Source organism: Dietzia sp. CQ4, assembly GCF_014145125.1.
GTDB classification, from domain to species: Bacteria; Actinomycetota; Actinomycetes; order Mycobacteriales; family Mycobacteriaceae; genus Dietzia; species Dietzia natronolimnaea.
The window spans coordinates 1-16,685 of sequence record NZ_JAALDZ010000108.1 but is presented as its reverse complement, the minus strand read 5'-3'; the positions used below and the strand labels follow the sequence as shown (position 1 = coordinate 16,685).

Genomic DNA, 16,685 nt, shown 5'->3' with positions numbered 1-16,685 from the left:
ACGAAGGATCAAAAACCAGTTACACCAATACCAGGGGCTTGACCCGATCTACAGCGTGGATCGCCTCAACATGGTCTTTTAGCGAACGCCGGACGTCACCGGGCGCCGACGATGGACCTGACCCTCTGCGCCTGTGGAGGGGGAGAGTTCGAGTGAGCACAAATGCGTAAATCGGTACTCGCTGCGGCGGTCACCGCCGGGACTTTGCTGTTGTCCGGCTGCACTACCGACTCCCCGGGCGAGCCGACGACGTCGTCGGTACCGGCTGAGTCAGTCGCGGTGGTGCCAGAAGATGTCTGGGTCAAAGCCGCAGATACTGCTGGCGCCGCCACTGAGCATTCCGGCTCCGAGATGAATGGCCAATCTCAGGCGATGACGTCAGTGTTTGGCACCCTCCGCAATCAGTCGGACTCTGACCTCCGGCTGGTCGGTGTCTCCTCCGACGCCTCTGACCGGGTCGAGCTGCACGAAACAGTCCAGGGCCCCACCGGCGCGGCAACAATGCGCCCGCGGGAGGGCGGGTTCGTGATCCCGCCCGGCGGCGCACTTGAGCTGGCCCCGGGGGGAGATCACATCATGCTCGTCGGGTTGCGTGATCGGATCACCACTGGCCAACAGGTGACGCTCACTCTCGAATTCGAGGACGGCAGCAGCACCGACATGGTCGTCCCAGGGCGGTCCTTCGAAGGGGGCAACGAGGAATACCAGGGCGGGGAGTAAGCGGAGATGGCTTCATCCGACCGTGGCCGGCACCTCGGCCGGCGCGGATTCCTGACAGGTGGCGCCGCCCTGGCCGGCGGCGTCGTGGGATTCGGTGCCGGTGACAGGACCGCCCACTCCACCTCCCCTGACAGGGCGACTCTGGCTGACTCCGGTGCCGTCGGGGACGCAAGAGAGCCGTTCTACGGTCTCCGGCAGGCCGGAGTGACCACGGCGCCGCAGACACATGCAGTGTTCCTCGCCTTTGACCTCGACCAGAATGCGCGCCGCGAGAACCTCATAGGAGTGCTGCGTACCTGGACCCAGGACGCCGCCCGGTTGACGCAGGGCCGAAGCGGGCTCGCTGACCTCCAGCCCGAGTTGGCCGACAATCCCGCCCGACTAACGGTGACCATCGGTTTCGGACCCGACCTGCTGGGCAAAGTGGGGCTCGGTGATCGCAGTCCGCAGTGGCTTCGGCCGCTTCCCGCTTTTCCGCAGATCGACCGCCTCGAAGACAGATGGACTGGCGGTGACTTGCTGCTACAGATCTGCGCGGATGACCCGATCACCGTCTCCCACGCATCCCGCGTCCTTGCGTTCGGTGTGCGTGGTGTCGTTACCCAGCGGTGGGCCCAGCGCGGATTCCGGCGGGCGGTCGGCACCGACCCGTCCGGCCGGACACAGCGCAATCTGTTCGGCCAGCTCGACGGCACCGTAAACCCCGCCCCAACGGAGTCAGATTTCGAGACGCTGCTGTTCTCGGACGGCGCTGACCAGCGTTGGATGCGCGGCGGGACGTCGCTGGTGCTGCGCCGCATCCGAATGACGATGACTACGTGGGAGGAAATCGATCGGCACAGTCGCGAGCTCTCGGTGGGGCGGAAGTTGGACTCAGGAGCTCCACTGACTGGCGCAGTCGAGCATGACCCCGCTGACTTCGAGGCGATGAATAACGTGGGATTGACCGTCATCCCCGCCGAATCGCACATCGCCCGCGCGCATTCGCGGAACCGGACCGAAACGATCCTGCGTCGACCGTACAACTACGACGACACACCAGAGCCGGGTCAGACCAGCAACTCAGGACAGCTTTTCGCCGCCTATCAGGCCGACCCGGTAAGGCAACTCGTCCCTATCCAGCAACGACTCGCTGAGCAGGACATGCTCAACACCTGGACTGTGCCTATCGGTTCGGCGGTCTTCGCCATTCCGCCCGGATGTCAGGACGGCGACTACATCGGACGAGGAGCGCTAGAGGACTGACTGCCCAGGGTTGTTCCACCCAGGGCCGGCCCCGCGGGAGCCGGAACCTCGAGGGGGCACCTGCTGCGCTGGTGTACCCCGGTTGTTGGGACGGCACGGTCAGCTGTACGGGGCGATCGAGGTGTTGGAGTCCGGGTCGATGCCCTGGTGTCGAAGCCACTCAAGCGGATCGGCGCGATCTCGGCCCCCGTTGGTCCAGACCTCGAAGTGCAGGTGGGAGCCGGTGGAGAAGCCGCGATTTCCCATGAGTGCGATAGTTTGCCCGGCCTGGACGCGCTGCCCCGTGGTGACGAGGACTTCCTCCATGTGCCCGTAGACGGTCATCGTGCCCTCGTCTGACATGATGCGCACCCAGTTACCGAACCCTTGTGCGGGCCCGGCGTCGATGACCATGCCGTCGCTGGCCGCCAGGATGGGAGTGCCGATGGCGTTGGCGATGTCGGCGCCCCCGTGAAGCGATCCCCAGCGCTGCCCGAATCCCGAGGTCAGCGAACCTACCGCCGGCATCGCTGCCCGAGGACGACGCGCCTGCTCCTCGGCGAGGCGTGCACCCTCCGCAGCAATCTGCCGTTGTTCATCGAGGGCGGTGCCGGCCATCAGCGACGCCACCATCGCACCGGCACCGTCCGTTGCCAGGTCATCGAGTGGGAGGATCGGCTCAGTCGCGCCGGGCTGAGGGGCAAGTGCCTCGGGCTGGGTGGGCGCACTGAGAGACGGGCCGGGCGCGGCGGGACTGATCGGATCCTGGTGCGCGATCAGGTCGATGTGCTCACCGGAAGCGTCTGCGTGCTGGGTGACCAGGGCGCTGCCCGAGGACGTAATGGCACCTGCGGCGACCGCAACGACGATGAGGCGATCCCGTAACGCGTTCGAGTGGGCAGGTTGGTAGTGTGCCCCGCCTTGCCGAACGGGTCCAGCGAGCCCCCAGTGGTCAACTGTGAGTGAGTCTCCACCGCGGCCAGCGCGCCGTCTTTCCACTGCCGCCGTGTCCCCTCTGTCGCTGCACCGTGATGCTTTCGTGATATTGCCCGTCATCAAGCTAGCCGAGGCGAGGCGATCCTTGCAACCGACGGGGGAGCGGTGCCCACACCTTCAAGGGTGTGCTTGTCCCCGTCGCCTGCGTGCTGGGCGTTCCTGCCGTCATCGGGTGCGCGATCAGTGCTCAGCAGCCTCCGGCAGCTCCTGCTCGCGGTGCTGCTCGGTAGCCGGGTGGCCTTTGGCGCTGCCGGGATGGTCTCCCGGGGGGCGTCTGCTCGCGAGCCATCTGCGACCGAGGGCGATCAAGGTGATGAGCAGTAGCATCTGGCCCGCAGCCAACGCGGTGGCGCTGCCCGCTTGCTGTTCGCGCAGGAGGTCGGCAATCCACGGCAGGTTGAGATCGCGGTACCAGGTCTGGGCCAGGATCGCCTGCGACGTGAGCAGCACTATGCCGAGTAGGAGGTGCACGGGCAGGCAGACCAGGAGCACGAGGAGCTTCGTGCCGGGTGCGAGGGGTTTGGGTGTCTCGTCGATACCGATGATCACCCAGAAGAACAGGTAGCCGCTGATCAGGAAGAACACGTTCATGGCCATGTGGCCGAGGTGCGCGGAGATCAGGTTCTCGTAGATGCCGCCGAGGTAGAAGGCGTAGAAACCGGCCAGGAACTGCGTTGCGACGACAACCGGATGGGTGAGGAAGCGGGAGAGTGGATTGTTGACGAGCTCGACTAGCCACTCGCGCGGCCCCGGCGGATCGCTGTGCCCAGCGGCGGGTATAGCGCGAAGGGCGAGGGTGATCGGGCCACCCCGGACCAGCAGTATCGGCACGGCAATAGATAGAAGTACGTGTGCGGCCATGTGGGCTGAGAATTCGGCCCTGGCGTACATGCCGAAGCCTGAGCTGGTGGTCAGAAACAACAGCACGCAACCGAGGGTCCAGGAAACGGAGCGCTCAATCGGCCACTGGATGTCGCGCCGCCGCAGTGCCCGCAGCCCCCAGAGGTAGAGAATGAGGGCAACGACGGACACTGTTCCTAGGAGCAGGTCGAATCGCCACTGCCCCGCGATCGTGGTCAGGCTGATCGGGCCCGAGAGTTGGAACCCGATCAGCGACTCGTGGACGCTCGGGAGGTCTTGAGGTGCTGGAGGTGGAGTTCGACCCAGAGAGACCGCAACAGCCATGGTCGCGGCCATGAGGCCCGCTTCAATTCCGGTGATGCCTATCAGGAGACGCCGGGGAAGTGGTGCGTCCGGGTCTAGGCGGTCCAGGCCGGCGACGATACGGGCGCGGACGAACAGTCCACACAAGCCCAGCAGGGCCAAGGCGACAAGCTTGGCAATGACGAGTAGCCCGTAGGTGGAGGTGAGCAGGTCCGAAAGTTGCAAGCGTGTCACGAGGTTGACGATGCCGCTGACCGCCATCACCGCGATTGCCGCGGTGGCCACTCCGGAGAACCGGCGAAGGGCAAGCGCGACCATTCTCCCGCCCCACCAGGTGTGCACGAGCACAGCGATGAGGCCGCCGACCCAGGCCGCGGCGGCGACAAGGTGCAGGATGAGCGAATTTGTGGCGATGTCGTGCGCGACCGCGCCTGCCGAGTGTCCCGTCGCGGCGACCGGCAGCAGCGATAGAACAGTGATCGCAAGCCACACCGTGGCCCAGCGCCAGGAAAGACTGAAGCGCTGCCCGAGGCCGGCGATTAATGCCAGTAGCGCAGCCCACCGCCACGAGGACGCGACCTCGATCTGTTCAACGGCGATAATCCATTGGTCCGGGGGAAGCGACGTAGACAGTGGCCTTCCGGAGGTGTCCGAGAGGGTGAGCAGCACAAGAAGACCGGCCGAGGCTGCCCACGCCAGGTTCGCCCACGAGGACACTCGCTGCGCACGATAGCCGGCCACGTCGAGGGTGCCGTCGCTCGCCGGCGGAGTGAAGAACACCGCGAACATCGCGGTGCCGACCGCCGCAGCGCACAGCAGCTCAGCGATCACCCGCACCGCGGGCAGGCCAGCAGTGGTCAGAACTCCTGGATCGGGGATGCCTAAAAGAACCAGAGCCTGCGCGGTCGACAGCCCGGACAGCGTGATCGCTACCACTGCGCCGATGGTGAACAAGGCCAGGAAGATTGGCCAGATGGGTCGACGCATACCCGCCCGAGGATTACTCACCGACTAATCATAGGAAGCCAGCCATGAGAACTAGAATGCGCGACAGTGCCCTGCCATCAGCAACAATTCCTGTGCCGTGCAGCTCACTCGGTCTGAAGAACTCACCGGGGGTCGCCGCAGGACTTGGCTGGACCGCGCCTCATAGCCGCCCAGGGCTACCACGCTGGCAGCCTTCGGTTGAGGCGCGGGCGCTGAGGACTCCTCGCGGGGGAGGTAGCTAGAAGTCCAGACGGCTACTGTGGCGAAGGCTGCGGCGCCGTTCGGCCTCGAACCTGGTGCCGTAGCGGTTGCGGACAGTCAGTTCAGTAAGTCGCTGGTGCGAACCATCTTCGGTCGATGTGTCTTTCTCGAGGGAGCCTCCGGCGACGCCGGTCATGGGGTCGCCGTCGTGGTCTGTTGAGCTTCCGGGGACTTGGTCTAGATCGCCTTCGGCGCCGTGTTCATTGTCGCGGGCACGGCGGCGTTCCTTGAGGTCGCTCCGCAGAAAGTAGCCGAAACCGATCGGGGCCAAGACCCCGAATGCGAGCCACTGCAGTCCGTATGACAGGTATGAGCCCTGCTCGATGGACGGAACCGGAACGGGTTCGAGTGATCCGGCCTGACCTCCAGGGAGCTGGAGATAGTGGGGCTCGAGCTCGAGGCCGATTAGCGGGCCCATCGCCGAGGTGTTGATATTGTCCACCATGTGTTGACCGTGCAGCACGATGGGGTTGGCTGGCTCGGCCGAGGGCATACGCAGTCTGGCGGTGATGGTCTCACGCCCGGTTGGTGCAGCAGGGTAGTGCGGAACTGTATTGTTCTCGCCCACCAGGACCCACCCGCGGTTGACGAAGATGTCGGTTCCCTCGTCGGTGCGAAACGCCGCGAACACTTGGTACACGGCGCGTCCCTCGACCGCTCGCTGACGCAGCAACACCTCAGCCTGCGGCAAATATTGCCCAGTCGCGGTCACGCGATGCCACTCTGATTGATCGAGTGGGCCGTCACGGTTCGTCAACTCCGCAAGTGGCACAGGAGCGGCCTCGATGCTCTGACTTAGTTGAGAGTTGCGCGCCGCAAGGTCCTGATTCTTGCCCAACTGCCACGGAGCGAGAAGCGTGAAGCAGGCGTAGGCGAACACTGCGATGGCGATGAAAGCGATCATCCAGCCCGAGGTGATCGCACGAAAAAACCTGTTCACGCCGTTCACGGTAGAGGTGGGAGCAGGGCGATTAGCATCCGGGACCGGTCGCCGCCCAGTTTGTAGCGATGAGCCAGGCCCGTCAGACGATAACGCCGTTCGCGGCCAGCCACGTCACCGAATCGATCCACTGGCCCGCCGGGTTCTGCCCGCCCAAGTGCAGATGGGTGCCGAAGTTGGAGGTGATGGTGCCGTTGGTCGGCTTGTGGGCGTCACCGAGGCTGGCGGGCAGCTCCAACGACCCGAACCCGAGCTGGTCCAACCCGGGGACCTGACTGGCGTACTGACGGACCTGCTCGGCGTCGATGCCGTGCTGAGCCCCCATTTGTTCGACCATCTGCCCGATCTGCCCGAAGTCAGACGATTGAGCAGAGGCGACAGGTGCAGCGGCAAATGCCGCGCCGCCGGCGGCCGCGGCCTCGGCTGCCAGCGCGGCGGCAACCGAGTTGTCGTGCAGGGGCATATGCCGCACCAAAAAACTCCGAACAGCGGGAGAGGGAACAGGCGCCAGCCAGCGGCTTTCTCGCTGGTGATTGCGCTCGAGACCTCGTCTCGCTGGGAGGGCGGGCTTTCCATTGAAGAAGCCGGACCTCGGTCCCCCGGGGCACTGTTCGGGGGCAGCCCCCCGGTTGTCTCAACCTAAGGTCGAAACATTGACACGATTTTTGTGCACATAGTGACGGTATCGATATCCTTCTGTTACATTCAGTTTCGTCGCTGGCCCGACGGGCCGGGTTGGACCGCGCAAGCCACGAGTATTGGAGCAACCCGCATGGGCACTTCCCCCCGAACCGTGACCGTTGCAACGCTCCATGAGCGGTTGGGCATGAGCACGACGACCACAGTCGGCGGTCGTCATCGCGTCGTCCGCAGTAGATCGAACGTGTCCCGCACTGTCGGGGGTACCGTCGCTGGCGCCGTCCTTTCGGGCGGGTTCATTTTCGCCTTCGCTCCAGCCGCCGCCGCTCAATCGGTAGAGGTCGACCAGGCGCAGGTTATCGACGCAGTTCAGCGTGCGGCCGACCAATTCGGCATCGGCCCCGCCGAGATCGAGCAAATCGGGGAACAGTTCGGTATCGCTCCCACTGAGGTCCGGCAGTACGCCAGCGGACTCGGGTTCGGCTCTCTCAGTCCGGACAGCGGTGTCGCTGGTGTCGCTCACGCCCCGACCAAGGGCTCGATCACCTCGGGCTTCGGTCCGCGGTGGGGCACTTTCCACAACGGCACCGACTTCGGTGCGCCGATCGGTACGCCGCTCTACGCGGCTAAGAGCGGCGTCGTCGTAGCCTCGGGTCCTGCCGCCGGCTACGGGATCTGGATCCAGGTGCGCACCGATGACGGCGAACTGCTGGAGTACGGCCACAACGATCAGAATTACGTGACCGTCGGTCAGCGTGTCAGCGCCGGTCAAGTGATTGGGACCGTCGGTAACCGAGGCGACTCCACCGGACCGCATCTGCACTTTCGCGTAAAGAACACCGCTGGTCAGTGGGTTGATCCGGTGTCATGGCTCGCCGCGCAAGGTGTTCTCGTCTAAGAGTCTGGTGGACAAGGTGCGATCCGAGTCGTTCAGTCCACACGGCCGGTCAACTCCCGTTCGGCGGGTGGCTTCGGCATAGGTGGGGCGAGAGCCCATAGCCTTGCTGCCCGGTGCGAGCGGGCTGAGCGAGTGCACTTACTGTGGCTGGGTGTGAGCCGCGGATGCTCGAGGCTGCCAACGAACAAGACCAATCCCGGACGTGGGACACTGTCGTGAACCGCTGGACCCCGTCTCAGCCCGGCAGCGGCACTCTGCCCTCAGTTGAGCTGAGGCAGGTCATCGCGCGACTGGCCGCCAACGGGCTTTGGCTGTGCAAATTCCTCACCAGCACCCGCCTCGATCCAACAGTGTGCGAACAGGTAGCCGGCTACCTCGCCTCGCTTACCGACATGCCCGAACCTGACACCCCGGAGAACCGCCAATGTCTCACCAGACCCCACGTCGCCCGATGGGGGTGACCGGTCGCGTCTTCGCCACTATCGCGTTCATCGAGGCTGGCACCTGGGCCGGACTGCTCATCGGAATGCTCCTCAAGTACGTCACCAAGACCACCGAGGTCGGGGTGTCGATCTTCGGCATGCTGCACGGCATCGCGTTCGTGGTCTACCTCGTGGCCGCTATCGGCGCCGCGATCATCCTCCGTTGGCGGTGGTGGGTCGCACTCCTCGCCATCCTCGCTGCGATCCCACCGCTGGCGACTATTCCGCTGGAACGCTGGCTTGCTCGCCGCGGGGACCTCGCGCCCCGACCCTCTCAAGCGGTTTCCCATCACGCTTCGCAGCCCGTTAGTGACGCCCGCTAGCGGTCATCAGTGTGGGGTCATCGGGGGTCAAGCTGCTTGGACCGTTTCGCTGTCTGCGGCGCAACGAAGAATTTCGGGGAACTCGGTAAGGTCCTACGGTTGAAGTTCATTTCGAATGGCGCGGCGGTGTCGCGCAGCCATGTCTTGCCACTGCAGTGAGGTCAGGCAGGTCAGGTCGTCGGCCGGTGGAGACCGGTGGGGCGCCATCTAGCCGTCGAGTTCGATGGTGAGAGTGCCGTAAAGTCGCGCGAGATCCACAAGCCGAAAAACTCCGATGCCCGCCCAGTGCGCCGGTCACGTTCGGTCCGAACACGGACGAACGTGCGGGCAACTCAGGGAGTGGTCGAGTCCGCAGAATCCACAACTCGGCACCACCTACTTGTCATAATCATTATTATCGGCGTTAACATAATGGCTGGTCGGGCCCTGTTTTGGGGCTACGGTGTGTTCCAGCGTTGTTTACGAGTGGTCTTGGTCGTTCTCGGTGATTTGGGCCAGGGCTGCGGTGAGGTCGTCTTCGCTGGGTAGTGCCTCTTGCTCTGCGGCGGGTAGGGCCTCATAGCTGAAGGTTGAGACGGCCAGGGGTGCGCCGGCTTGGTTCAGTGCGTAGCGGACGACACGATCATTGCGGCTGCCGCAGACCAGGATCCCGACAGTCGGGGCATGCGAGGCGCGGCGCAGGCGATCCTCGACCAGGGCGACGTAGAACTGCAGCTGCCCGGCGTGTTCTGGCTTGAACTTGCCGGTCTTGAGCTCAATGACGACGTACCGCAATTGCTCGACGTGGAAGAACAGTAGGTCAGCGTAGAAGTCCTCGCCCCCGACGTCGAAGTGCACTTGTCTTCCCACGAAAGCGAATCCCGGGCCGAGCTCGCGCAGCGTATCGACGATCCGGTCGGTCAGGGACTCCTCGAGCTCACGCTCGGCGACCTCGCCGGACAGGTCCAGAAAATCAAGGATCAGCGGGTCCTTGGCGATCTGCTGGGCAAGCTCGGAATCTTGCGCAACAAGCTGTTGCGCAAAATTCGACGGAGCCGCCCCGGTGCGTTCGAGGGCGCTGCTGGCGATCATGTTGGCCAGCACGTTGCGCGACCAGCCGTGCTCGACGGCCGCGGCTGCGTACTTGTCTCGATCGTCCTGAGCGCTGAGCTTGTCCAGCAGGACAGTCACGTGCCCCCAGGGCAAGTACGCAACAGGCTGTTGCGTGATTGGTCCGGCAGTCCAGGCGCCGGCGAAGGTCGCCATGTACTGCAGGTTTCGGGCAGAAAAGCCCTTCATTTGGGGAAACTCGGCCCGAAGATCCTCGGCGAGCCTGCGAATCACACCGCTACCCCACCCCTGCCGGGCGCTCTCCTCGCGCACAGCCTGTCCGATGGACCAGTACAGCTCGATCAGCTGGGTGTTGACCCTTCGCTGCGCGGTGACCTGTGCTCGTCGGACCCTGTCCTTGAGATCCTCGACGAGGCGCCCATAGTTGGATGGCAGGTCCAGGTCCCGGGAGGTCACCCGTCCATCCTGACAGGTTTACCCCGGCACGCTGGATAGCAACCGGCTGCAGATGTGCCAGGCCCGTCAATGGCGACTCGCCGGGGCCGGGCCCTCAAAGTTCAATCCCTGCCGGCGGGAAGAGCCTTCACCGCCTCACTCAGGGCCAAGCCGAGGCCAGCTCCGATGAGGCCGGCGCCGATGGCGCCTCCGGCGACCATGGGCAGGACCGCCGACGACGCCAGGACGGCGACTCCGGACAGTCCCAGGCCTGTCACGCCGGAGGCGATGCCGACGAACGTCCCCGGACGGCCAATGTGATGTCCGCGACCGGCGGGCACGGCGACCATCACGGTCACCGCGATCGCGCAGTACGCGCACACGCTCAGAGTGAGCGCGAGCATTGTTGCATCCACAATCTTCTCCGTTCAGTCGTTGGTACGTGGAATTGTCCACCCGGCTCATGTCGCCGCCGGTGTGCTCGCCGCCGGACGCCGGGCGCCTTAGCAGCGGTCAGCGCTCGATCCTCGACATGGGCGCGGGCGTCACCTAGAATGGGTAACGTAGGAAACAAAACACGTTACCGATTACCGGTTACCGGACGCTGAATCTGGAAGGGCTGCCATGTCGTCGTCGGAGAAGATCGCTCACGCCTACGGCGTACTCGTCGCGCGGGGGGACAAGGTCACCGTGCGGGCGGTGCAGAAGCAGGCGGGGGTGCGGATCGGCGAGGTAGCGGCGTGGATGCGCGAGCACGCCACGGGCGCAGCAAGCGAGGTGCCGGAGGCTCCGGACTTGTCTGAGCCGATGTCGGCGATGGTGGCGTCGGTGTGGGCGGCGGCGTGGAAGCGCGCCGCCGAGCAGGCAGACGAGGCCACCGCGGTGGCGCTCGATGCCGCGCGCGCCGGCGAGGCCGACGCCCTCGCCGCGGTGGAGTCCGCCACGGCGCAACAAGCAGACGCCGACGCGGCCCGAGATGAGGCGGTCCGGGACGCCGAGCAGCTGCGCACCGAGCTGGCCCAGGTCCGCCAGCAACTCGAGACGACGCAGCGTGAGGCGGAGCAGGCGCGCGTCCAGGCCGAGGAGGCCGACCGCGCCCGGGTGCGGGCCGAGGCCACTTCGGACACCTTGCGTGAACTGTTGGACGCGTTTCGTTCCTCCGGGCAGGCCGACGAGGACAAGTAGCGATCCGCACCGTGATGGTCTTGTCGTGTCGGACCGGGCGAGCACACTGACAAAGCAGGACAGGCAATGACCAAGCGGCCCGGACTTCCGCCAGGTGACTTCGGGACGTGACACCAAGAACACCAACACGGGAGGGGTGTCATGTGGGATCTACAGACCGCGATACAGGCCGTGGCGATGGTCGCGGTGGCCTCGCTTTTGGTGCCGCCGCTGGCACGCGGCATCGGAGGCATCCGCGCCGTGATCGGATTCTGTGGCGTGACCGACCCAGTCGAGCTCCTGGGCGCCGACGGTGATGGCGCTGGGGATGGTGGCGTGGTTTGTCGGGCACTGGTCGTTCGCCGTGCGCCACGATGTGCATTACCGGTCCCGTCTGGCGCTGGTGGTGATCGACAAGACGCCACTGCGGTGGGCGATTCCGCGCTACTGGCAGCTGCGCCGCCAAAGACGCATCGCGGAAGCCCGCTGACACTTCCCACCCGACCGAAACAGCAATGGCCCCACCGCTTCGGTGGGGCCATTGCTGTAGGTGTTTGGAGACGATTCTAGAACAGTGGCGGCTCGTCTAGGGGCGCGGTGTTGCCGCAAGCTTGGGCGTAAGCCTTGGCGTTCCAGCCGCCGGAGACCGCCTCGCGGACCGCGAGGGAGCGGGCGTGCCGGTCGTGGCGTTCGGTGGTGTTGCGGATGATCCCGGTACGCCCGCAGGCGACCGCGTAGAGCAGGTTCGCCGATTGGGTTGAGGCGATAAGATGGTCCGGGTCTAGGCGCACGCACAAGGGTTCATTGCAGCGGTGCTCACCGATCGCCCCGTCGGTTAGTTCGCCGGCGACCAGGAGCGCGAAGCGGTGCGCGTACTCGGTTCTGCTGACGCCGTCTCGACGCCAGCTGATCCGTCCGTACCCGTCGGAGATGGCGCCGGTCCAGATGTAACACCCATTGCCCGGAGCGCGCACGACATGGGACTCAAACGCGGCGATCGCTGCTTCGGTCGGGGGCAGCGTCGAGTCGTACGGCCTGGACCGCCTCGACGCAGGCCGGGGTCGGGGACGGGCGTCCATTCCCGGCAGCGGGATGTCCTCGAACCATCCGCCGGAGACGGGCTCAGTGCTGCTGGTCACCGTTGGTGTCCGCGGGTGCCTGATCCGCCACCGCAGTGGCGCCGTCGGCCGCATCAGTGGCCATGTTCTCGGTGTCGGCGGTGTTGTCCTTGGCGGCGCGGATCGCCGCCCCGACCTCGCGGGCCGGCAGTCCGGTCATCTCCGCCAGGTCCGTCTGCGCCACACCCAGGTCCCGAAGCTCGACCAGCGCCTGGCCGAGGGCGATCTGCGCGTCATCGCGGGCGTCGATCGCCGAGAACACCGCGACCAGCTTGGCCTCGCGCTTGCGAGCCCGCTCCAGCTCGTCGGCCATCGCCTGACGAGCCCTCGCGCGTGCGGTTTGTGAACGTGAATCAGTCTTGATAGCCGCCATGCGATCGACCCTATTGCCCCACCCATAGTGCCGCAATGCCCAACCACCATGCCGCCGTCATTGTCTCGCCGTCCTGGTCCCCGATCGCCGCACCATATATAGCACCGGCCGTGCTAGATCATCCTCGCTGTTGCTCGCCACAAACTGCTTCACACAGTAGGCACTACTAGTGACGTCTGGAAAATGCCTGCTCAGCGCGCCGCCGGCGCGTCGTGCGTAGACGCCGCTCTGCGGCGGCTCTACGCTGGGTCTTATGATGAGCCTCCGAGCGGTGCACGCCGGTACTGGATACCAGTACCTGCTGCGCTCGGTCGCCACCCATGACGCTGACCCCGAGGGCAAGTCGCTGTCGGACTACTACGCGGCCAAAGGAACACCGCCCGGGCGGTGGATCGGCAGCGGACTGGCCGGCCTGCTCTCTGAGACCGCGACCGCCGGCGCAGTCGTGGGAGAGGTCCAAATGGCCGCCCTGTACGGCGAAGGACTACACCCGGACACCGATCAGATGATGGCCGAAGGGAAGAGTCTGGGCGCCTGCAAGCTGGGCCGGGCCTACCCCCTGTACTCCGGAGATGTCCCCGTGCTCGCGGCGATCTCCGCCGCTGAAAAGGCGTTCCTCACTGCCGAGGGGCGCCGCCCCACTCCCGACGAGAGAAACCACCTTGCCGAGAGCGTCGCCCGCCCGTTCTATACGAGCGAGTACGGCTATGAACACGCCTCCGGAAAGGACGTCATCGCCTGGGTAAACCGCGAACGGGACAAGGTCCGCCAGGCCGTCGCCGGGTTCGATTTCACCTTCTCTCCGGTCAAAAGTGTCAGCGTTCTGTGGGCGCTGTCCGACGAACGCACGGCCTCGAAAGTGGCGGCGCTACACCATGAGGCCGTGGCCGAGGCCCTGCGATGGGCCGAGGACAATGCGATCTACACCCGCGTGGGTGCCGGCGGCATCGAGCAGGTGAAAACCAGGGGCATCGTCGCCGCTGAGTTCACGCACTTCGACACCCGTGGAGGAGACCCGGACCTGCACTCGCACGTGTTGATCGCCAACAAGGTGCAAGGCCCCGACGGCCGGTGGCGCACGCTGGATTCGCGCACGATCCACCAGATGCACCAGGCGATCTCAGCTCGCTACGACGCTGTCCTGCACGACCTGCTCTCCCGCCGGATGGGTCTGGAGTTCCAGGCGCACTACCCGCACCCGGACAAAGCGCCGATCTGGGAAATCAAGGGCATCGACCGCCGTCTCATCGACGTGTTCTCGTCCCGTCGCGCACTAGCCCGCCCGGTCTACGAGCAGCTCGTTGCCGAGTACGTAGAGAAGAACGGACGCCAACCCACCCAGCGAGCGGCGTACGCCCTGTGGCAGAAGGCGATCCTCGACACCCGCGACGCCAAAAAGCCCGCCCAGTCCCTCGATGAGCACCGTGCCAAGTGGCGCCAGGTGGCTGAGCAGACCATCGGCGCCGACGCCGCCTCATCCGTTGTCCAGGCCGTCACCGAGCAAGCCACCGCCGATGCGCGGCGCACCGTGTTCGACCCAGATAGCCACGCCCGACAGGTCGCTGAGCAGGCCGTCCAATCGGTGTCGTCACGCCGCGCGCAGTTCCGCCGGTCGCACGTAGACACCGCCGTATCCACAGCTCTGAAGGGCTACCGGTTCACCTCCTCAGGCGCCCTCGACCAGGCCCACGCCAAGGTCATGGACATCGCGCTCCGCGAGCTCATGGTGGAGCTGACGCCACCTGATCCACTGATCCTGCCCGAGCCCCTGACCGGCCACACCGGCGCAGGAATAGACCGGCACGCAGGCGCCGAGAAGTACACCACCCAAGCCGTGCTCGACGCCGAGACCCGCGTCCTCGATGCAGCCCGCACCCCGGTGACAGTGATCGCACCCCGCGCCAAGCTCGAGAAGGCACTTGCCGCCCACGCCAGGGCCACAGGCTGGCCGCTCAACACCGGCCAGAAGGAACTGGCCCACCACCTCGTCGGAGCGGGAACCCTGCTCGCCGCCGGCGTCGGACCGGCCGGCACCGGCAAGACCACCGCCATGAAAGTGGTCGTGCAGGCATGGGAGAACACGGGCCGCTACGTCATCGGTCTAGCGCCCTCCGCGGCAGCGGCCAGCGTGCTGGCTGAGGACATCGGCACCGACTGCCACACCATCGACTCGGTGACCTTCACTTGGCTCGGCCGCAACCCAGGCGCCCCGGGACGGAGCCTCGAGGCGCTGCCGGTGACCATCCGCCCCGGCGACATGCTGCTAGTCGACGAAGCGGGCATGGCCAGCACCGAAAACCTCGCCGCGCTGACCGAAATCGCCGCCGAATCCGGCGCCGTCCTGCGCCTGATCGGAGACCCGAAACAGCTCGCCGCCGTCGAGACCGGCGGCCTATTCGCCGACCTGACCCGCACCCCGGGAACAGTCGAACTAAGCGAAGTCATGCGCATGGGAGCAGACACCGAACAAGCCGAGGCAACGCTCGCCCTCCGCGAAGGCAACACCGACGCCCTGGGCCTCTACGCGCACCGCGGCTGGATCCGTGGCGGACACCGCGAGCAGATGCTCACTGACGCCGCTGCGGCCTTCCTCGACGACACCAAGGCCGGCCGCAAGAGCCTGGTCATCGCCTCGAACAACAGCGACGTCGACTCGCTCAACGAGGTCATCCGCGCCGACCGGATCGCCCACGGACACGTCGACGACACCCGCACCACTCGCCTATCCCGAGGCGACACCGTCGGCGTCGGCGACACGATCATCGCCCGTGAGAACGCCAAGCTCTACACCTCCGACAGCAAGTACCTCGGCCGGGTGATCAACGGCCAACTATTCACCCTCACCGGCATCGCCGACGACGGCTCACTACACGTGCGTGACTTGGGCACCGGCAACGAGATGGTCGTGCCTGCCAGCTACGCGAGCACCAGCATGCACCTGGGCTACGCCACGACCATCCACCGTGCCCAGGGCGCCACCGTCGATGTCACCCACGCAGTCGTCGACACCTCGGTGGACCGTGCCGGCCTGTACGTCGCGATGACCCGCGGCAGACGAGAGAACCGCGCCTACGCCGTGTGCGAACCCACCCTCGACCTGTCAGCCGAAGACGCCCACATGCACTCAGCCGGCGACCACGACGCCCCCACCGCCACCGAGGTACTGGCCGCCATTCTCAGGCGCGACACCCACCAAGCCTCCGCGACCGCAACACTGCGCGAGGAGATGACAGGCGCCACAGACCCGGCGCGCATTGAGGCGCTGTACCGCCACGGCGTCGACCTCGCTGCCCAAGCCTTCACCAGCTCCACCCTGCCCACCTACATCGACGCCCTGCCGCGCCTCTACAACCGACACCTCGAGCCCGGAGGCGACCAATACGACGCCCTCGCCCGAGCCTGGACCGACGCCGCCACCACCGGCCACGACCCCCGCGAGCTGTGGGCCGAGGCCACCGCGAACCTGGAGACCGCCGACAATCCAGGGGCCGTCATCGCGCACCGGATACGTCACGCGACAAACCAGGACCGGGACCGGGACGCCCTGCCCACCCCTCCCCCAATCGCGCCGGCCACCGACACCGAACTGGCAGCGTGGCTAGCGACCACACACGGCTCGCTCACCACCGCGCCGGCACCCGCAGCGTCTGACGACTTCGCTGAGTCCTACCTCGCCCACCGTGCCGCAGAACAAGAACGCGGCCCGGAGACCCACACCACGACGAGCTCGCCATGGGGGCCGTCTACCGACTCCTCCCCCGACCTGTGGTGACTCGCCCCGGCTCCGAGGCATCAGGCACCAGTGGTCAGGCGGCGGTGCGGGCCCATTGGTGGGGCGCGAGCAGCATGTCGGGGGCGGGTAGTGCCGCGCGGGCTGCGGCGACCAGTTCCCACCAACTGTCGGGATCGGC

Annotated in this window: 15 protein-coding genes; 7 read left to right on the top strand and 8 right to left on the bottom strand. The window is 66.0% G+C overall.

Going from position 1 to position 16,685, the window contains the following annotated elements; genetic code table 11:
* Positions 1-372 precede the first annotated feature (372 nt).
* Both G6031_RS19185 and G6031_RS07090 read left to right on the top strand, forming a co-directional pair.
* A complete protein-coding gene (locus G6031_RS19185; protein WP_347238456.1) occupies positions 373-720 on the top strand; it encodes a copper chaperone PCu(A)C in 348 nt (115 codons plus the stop codon).
* 6 nt (positions 721-726) lie between these two features.
* Positions 727-1,965 (top strand): Dyp-type peroxidase, encoded by a 1,239-nt coding sequence (locus G6031_RS07090; RefSeq protein WP_179526341.1) that lies wholly within the window; start codon positions 727-729, stop codon positions 1,963-1,965.
* Positions 1,966-2,064: 99 nt separating this feature from the next.
* Here G6031_RS07090 and G6031_RS18850 read toward each other — a convergent pair whose 3' ends face one another.
* The 4 genes from G6031_RS18850 to G6031_RS18845 all read right to left on the bottom strand — a co-directional run bounded on the left by G6031_RS18850 (position 2,065) and on the right by G6031_RS18845 (position 6,755).
* Entirely contained in the window at positions 2,065-2,562 is a 498-nt protein-coding gene (locus G6031_RS18850) for a M23 family metallopeptidase (RefSeq protein WP_241736569.1), read from the bottom strand.
* A gap of 558 nt (positions 2,563-3,120) precedes the next feature.
* A complete protein-coding gene (locus G6031_RS07080) occupies positions 3,121-5,058 on the bottom strand; it encodes a cytochrome c oxidase assembly protein (RefSeq protein WP_182641544.1) in 1,938 nt (645 codons plus the stop codon).
* Between the two features lie 271 nt (positions 5,059-5,329).
* Complete coding sequence (locus G6031_RS07075) at positions 5,330-6,292, bottom strand: SURF1 family cytochrome oxidase biogenesis protein (RefSeq protein ID WP_179526344.1); 963 nt, start codon at positions 6,290-6,292, stop codon at positions 5,330-5,332.
* 82 nt (positions 6,293-6,374) lie between these two features.
* Positions 6,375-6,755: a hypothetical protein gene (locus G6031_RS18845; protein WP_241736570.1), complete on the bottom strand. Its 381-nt coding sequence runs from the start codon at positions 6,753-6,755 to the stop codon at positions 6,375-6,377.
* 363 nt (positions 6,756-7,118) lie between these two features.
* On the opposite strand from G6031_RS18845, the gene G6031_RS07065 reads away from it, so the two are divergent.
* Positions 7,119-7,829: a M23 family metallopeptidase gene (locus G6031_RS07065; protein ID WP_241736571.1), complete on the top strand. Its 711-nt coding sequence runs from the start codon at positions 7,119-7,121 to the stop codon at positions 7,827-7,829.
* Between the two features lie 424 nt (positions 7,830-8,253).
* Positions 8,254-8,634, top strand: a complete 381-nt coding sequence (locus G6031_RS07055; RefSeq protein WP_241736572.1) for a DUF3817 domain-containing protein — start codon at positions 8,254-8,256, stop codon at positions 8,632-8,634.
* Between the two features lie 459 nt (positions 8,635-9,093).
* Here G6031_RS07055 and G6031_RS07050 read toward each other — a convergent pair whose 3' ends face one another.
* Both G6031_RS07050 and G6031_RS07045 read right to left on the bottom strand, forming a co-directional pair.
* Positions 9,094-10,140 carry a PDDEXK nuclease domain-containing protein gene (locus G6031_RS07050; protein ID WP_182652874.1) on the bottom strand — a complete coding sequence of 349 codons (1,047 nt, stop codon included), beginning with the start codon at positions 10,138-10,140 and terminating at the stop codon, positions 9,094-9,096.
* Between the two features lie 101 nt (positions 10,141-10,241).
* Positions 10,242-10,523 carry a hypothetical protein gene (locus G6031_RS07045; protein ID WP_061230199.1) on the bottom strand — a complete coding sequence of 94 codons (282 nt, stop codon included), beginning with the start codon at positions 10,521-10,523 and terminating at the stop codon, positions 10,242-10,244.
* Between the two features lie 220 nt (positions 10,524-10,743).
* Here G6031_RS07045 and G6031_RS07040 point away from each other — a divergent pair, with 220 nt between their 5' ends.
* The gene (locus G6031_RS07040; RefSeq protein WP_182652873.1) at positions 10,744-11,304 is read left to right on the top strand and encodes a hypothetical protein; all 561 of its coding nucleotides are present in this window, start codon (positions 10,744-10,746) and stop codon (positions 11,302-11,304) included.
* 295 nt (positions 11,305-11,599) lie between these two features.
* Entirely contained in the window at positions 11,600-11,773 is a 174-nt protein-coding gene (locus G6031_RS18840; protein WP_241737235.1) for a hypothetical protein, read from the top strand.
* A gap of 76 nt (positions 11,774-11,849) precedes the next feature.
* On the opposite strand, the gene G6031_RS07030 is transcribed toward G6031_RS18840, so the two are convergent.
* On the bottom strand, positions 11,850-12,422 hold the full coding sequence (locus G6031_RS07030) for a hypothetical protein (protein ID WP_182652872.1): 573 nt from the start codon (positions 12,420-12,422) through the stop codon (positions 11,850-11,852).
* Complete coding sequence (locus G6031_RS07025) at positions 12,406-12,714, bottom strand: hypothetical protein (protein ID WP_182652871.1); 309 nt, start codon at positions 12,712-12,714, stop codon at positions 12,406-12,408. The genes G6031_RS07030 and G6031_RS07025 overlap by 17 nt, the downstream gene beginning before the upstream one ends.
* Positions 12,715-13,030: 316 nt before the next feature.
* On the opposite strand from G6031_RS07025, the gene mobF reads away from it, so the two are divergent.
* Positions 13,031-16,546, top strand: a complete 3,516-nt coding sequence (gene mobF / locus G6031_RS07020; protein ID WP_182652870.1) for a MobF family relaxase — start codon at positions 13,031-13,033, stop codon at positions 16,544-16,546.
* Positions 16,547-16,685 lie beyond the last annotated feature (139 nt).

Coding starts and splice junctions, on each gene's coding strand:
- G6031_RS19185 (WP_347238456.1), top strand. CDS start 373: ATGACGTCAGTGTTTGGCACCCTCCGCAATCAGTCGGACTCTGACCTC.
- G6031_RS07090 (WP_179526341.1), top strand. CDS start 727: ATGGCTTCATCCGACCGTGGCCGGCACCTCGGCCGGCGCGGATTCCTG.
- G6031_RS18850 (WP_241736569.1), bottom strand. CDS start 2,562: ATGGCCGGCACCGCCCTCGATGAACAACGGCAGATTGCTGCGGAGGGT.
- G6031_RS18845 (WP_241736570.1), bottom strand. CDS start 6,755: ATGCCCCTGCACGACAACTCGGTTGCCGCCGCGCTGGCAGCCGAGGCC.
- G6031_RS07065 (WP_241736571.1), top strand. CDS start 7,119: ATGAGCACGACGACCACAGTCGGCGGTCGTCATCGCGTCGTCCGCAGT.
- G6031_RS07055 (WP_241736572.1), top strand. CDS start 8,254: ATGTCTCACCAGACCCCACGTCGCCCGATGGGGGTGACCGGTCGCGTC.
- G6031_RS07045 (WP_061230199.1), bottom strand. CDS start 10,523: ATGCTCGCGCTCACTCTGAGCGTGTGCGCGTACTGCGCGATCGCGGTG.
- G6031_RS07040 (WP_182652873.1), top strand. CDS start 10,744: ATGTCGTCGTCGGAGAAGATCGCTCACGCCTACGGCGTACTCGTCGCG.
- G6031_RS18840 (WP_241737235.1), top strand. CDS start 11,600: ATGGCGCTGGGGATGGTGGCGTGGTTTGTCGGGCACTGGTCGTTCGCC.
- G6031_RS07025 (WP_182652871.1), bottom strand. CDS start 12,714: ATGGCCGACGAGCTGGAGCGGGCTCGCAAGCGCGAGGCCAAGCTGGTC.
- mobF (WP_182652870.1), top strand. CDS start 13,031: ATGAGCCTCCGAGCGGTGCACGCCGGTACTGGATACCAGTACCTGCTG.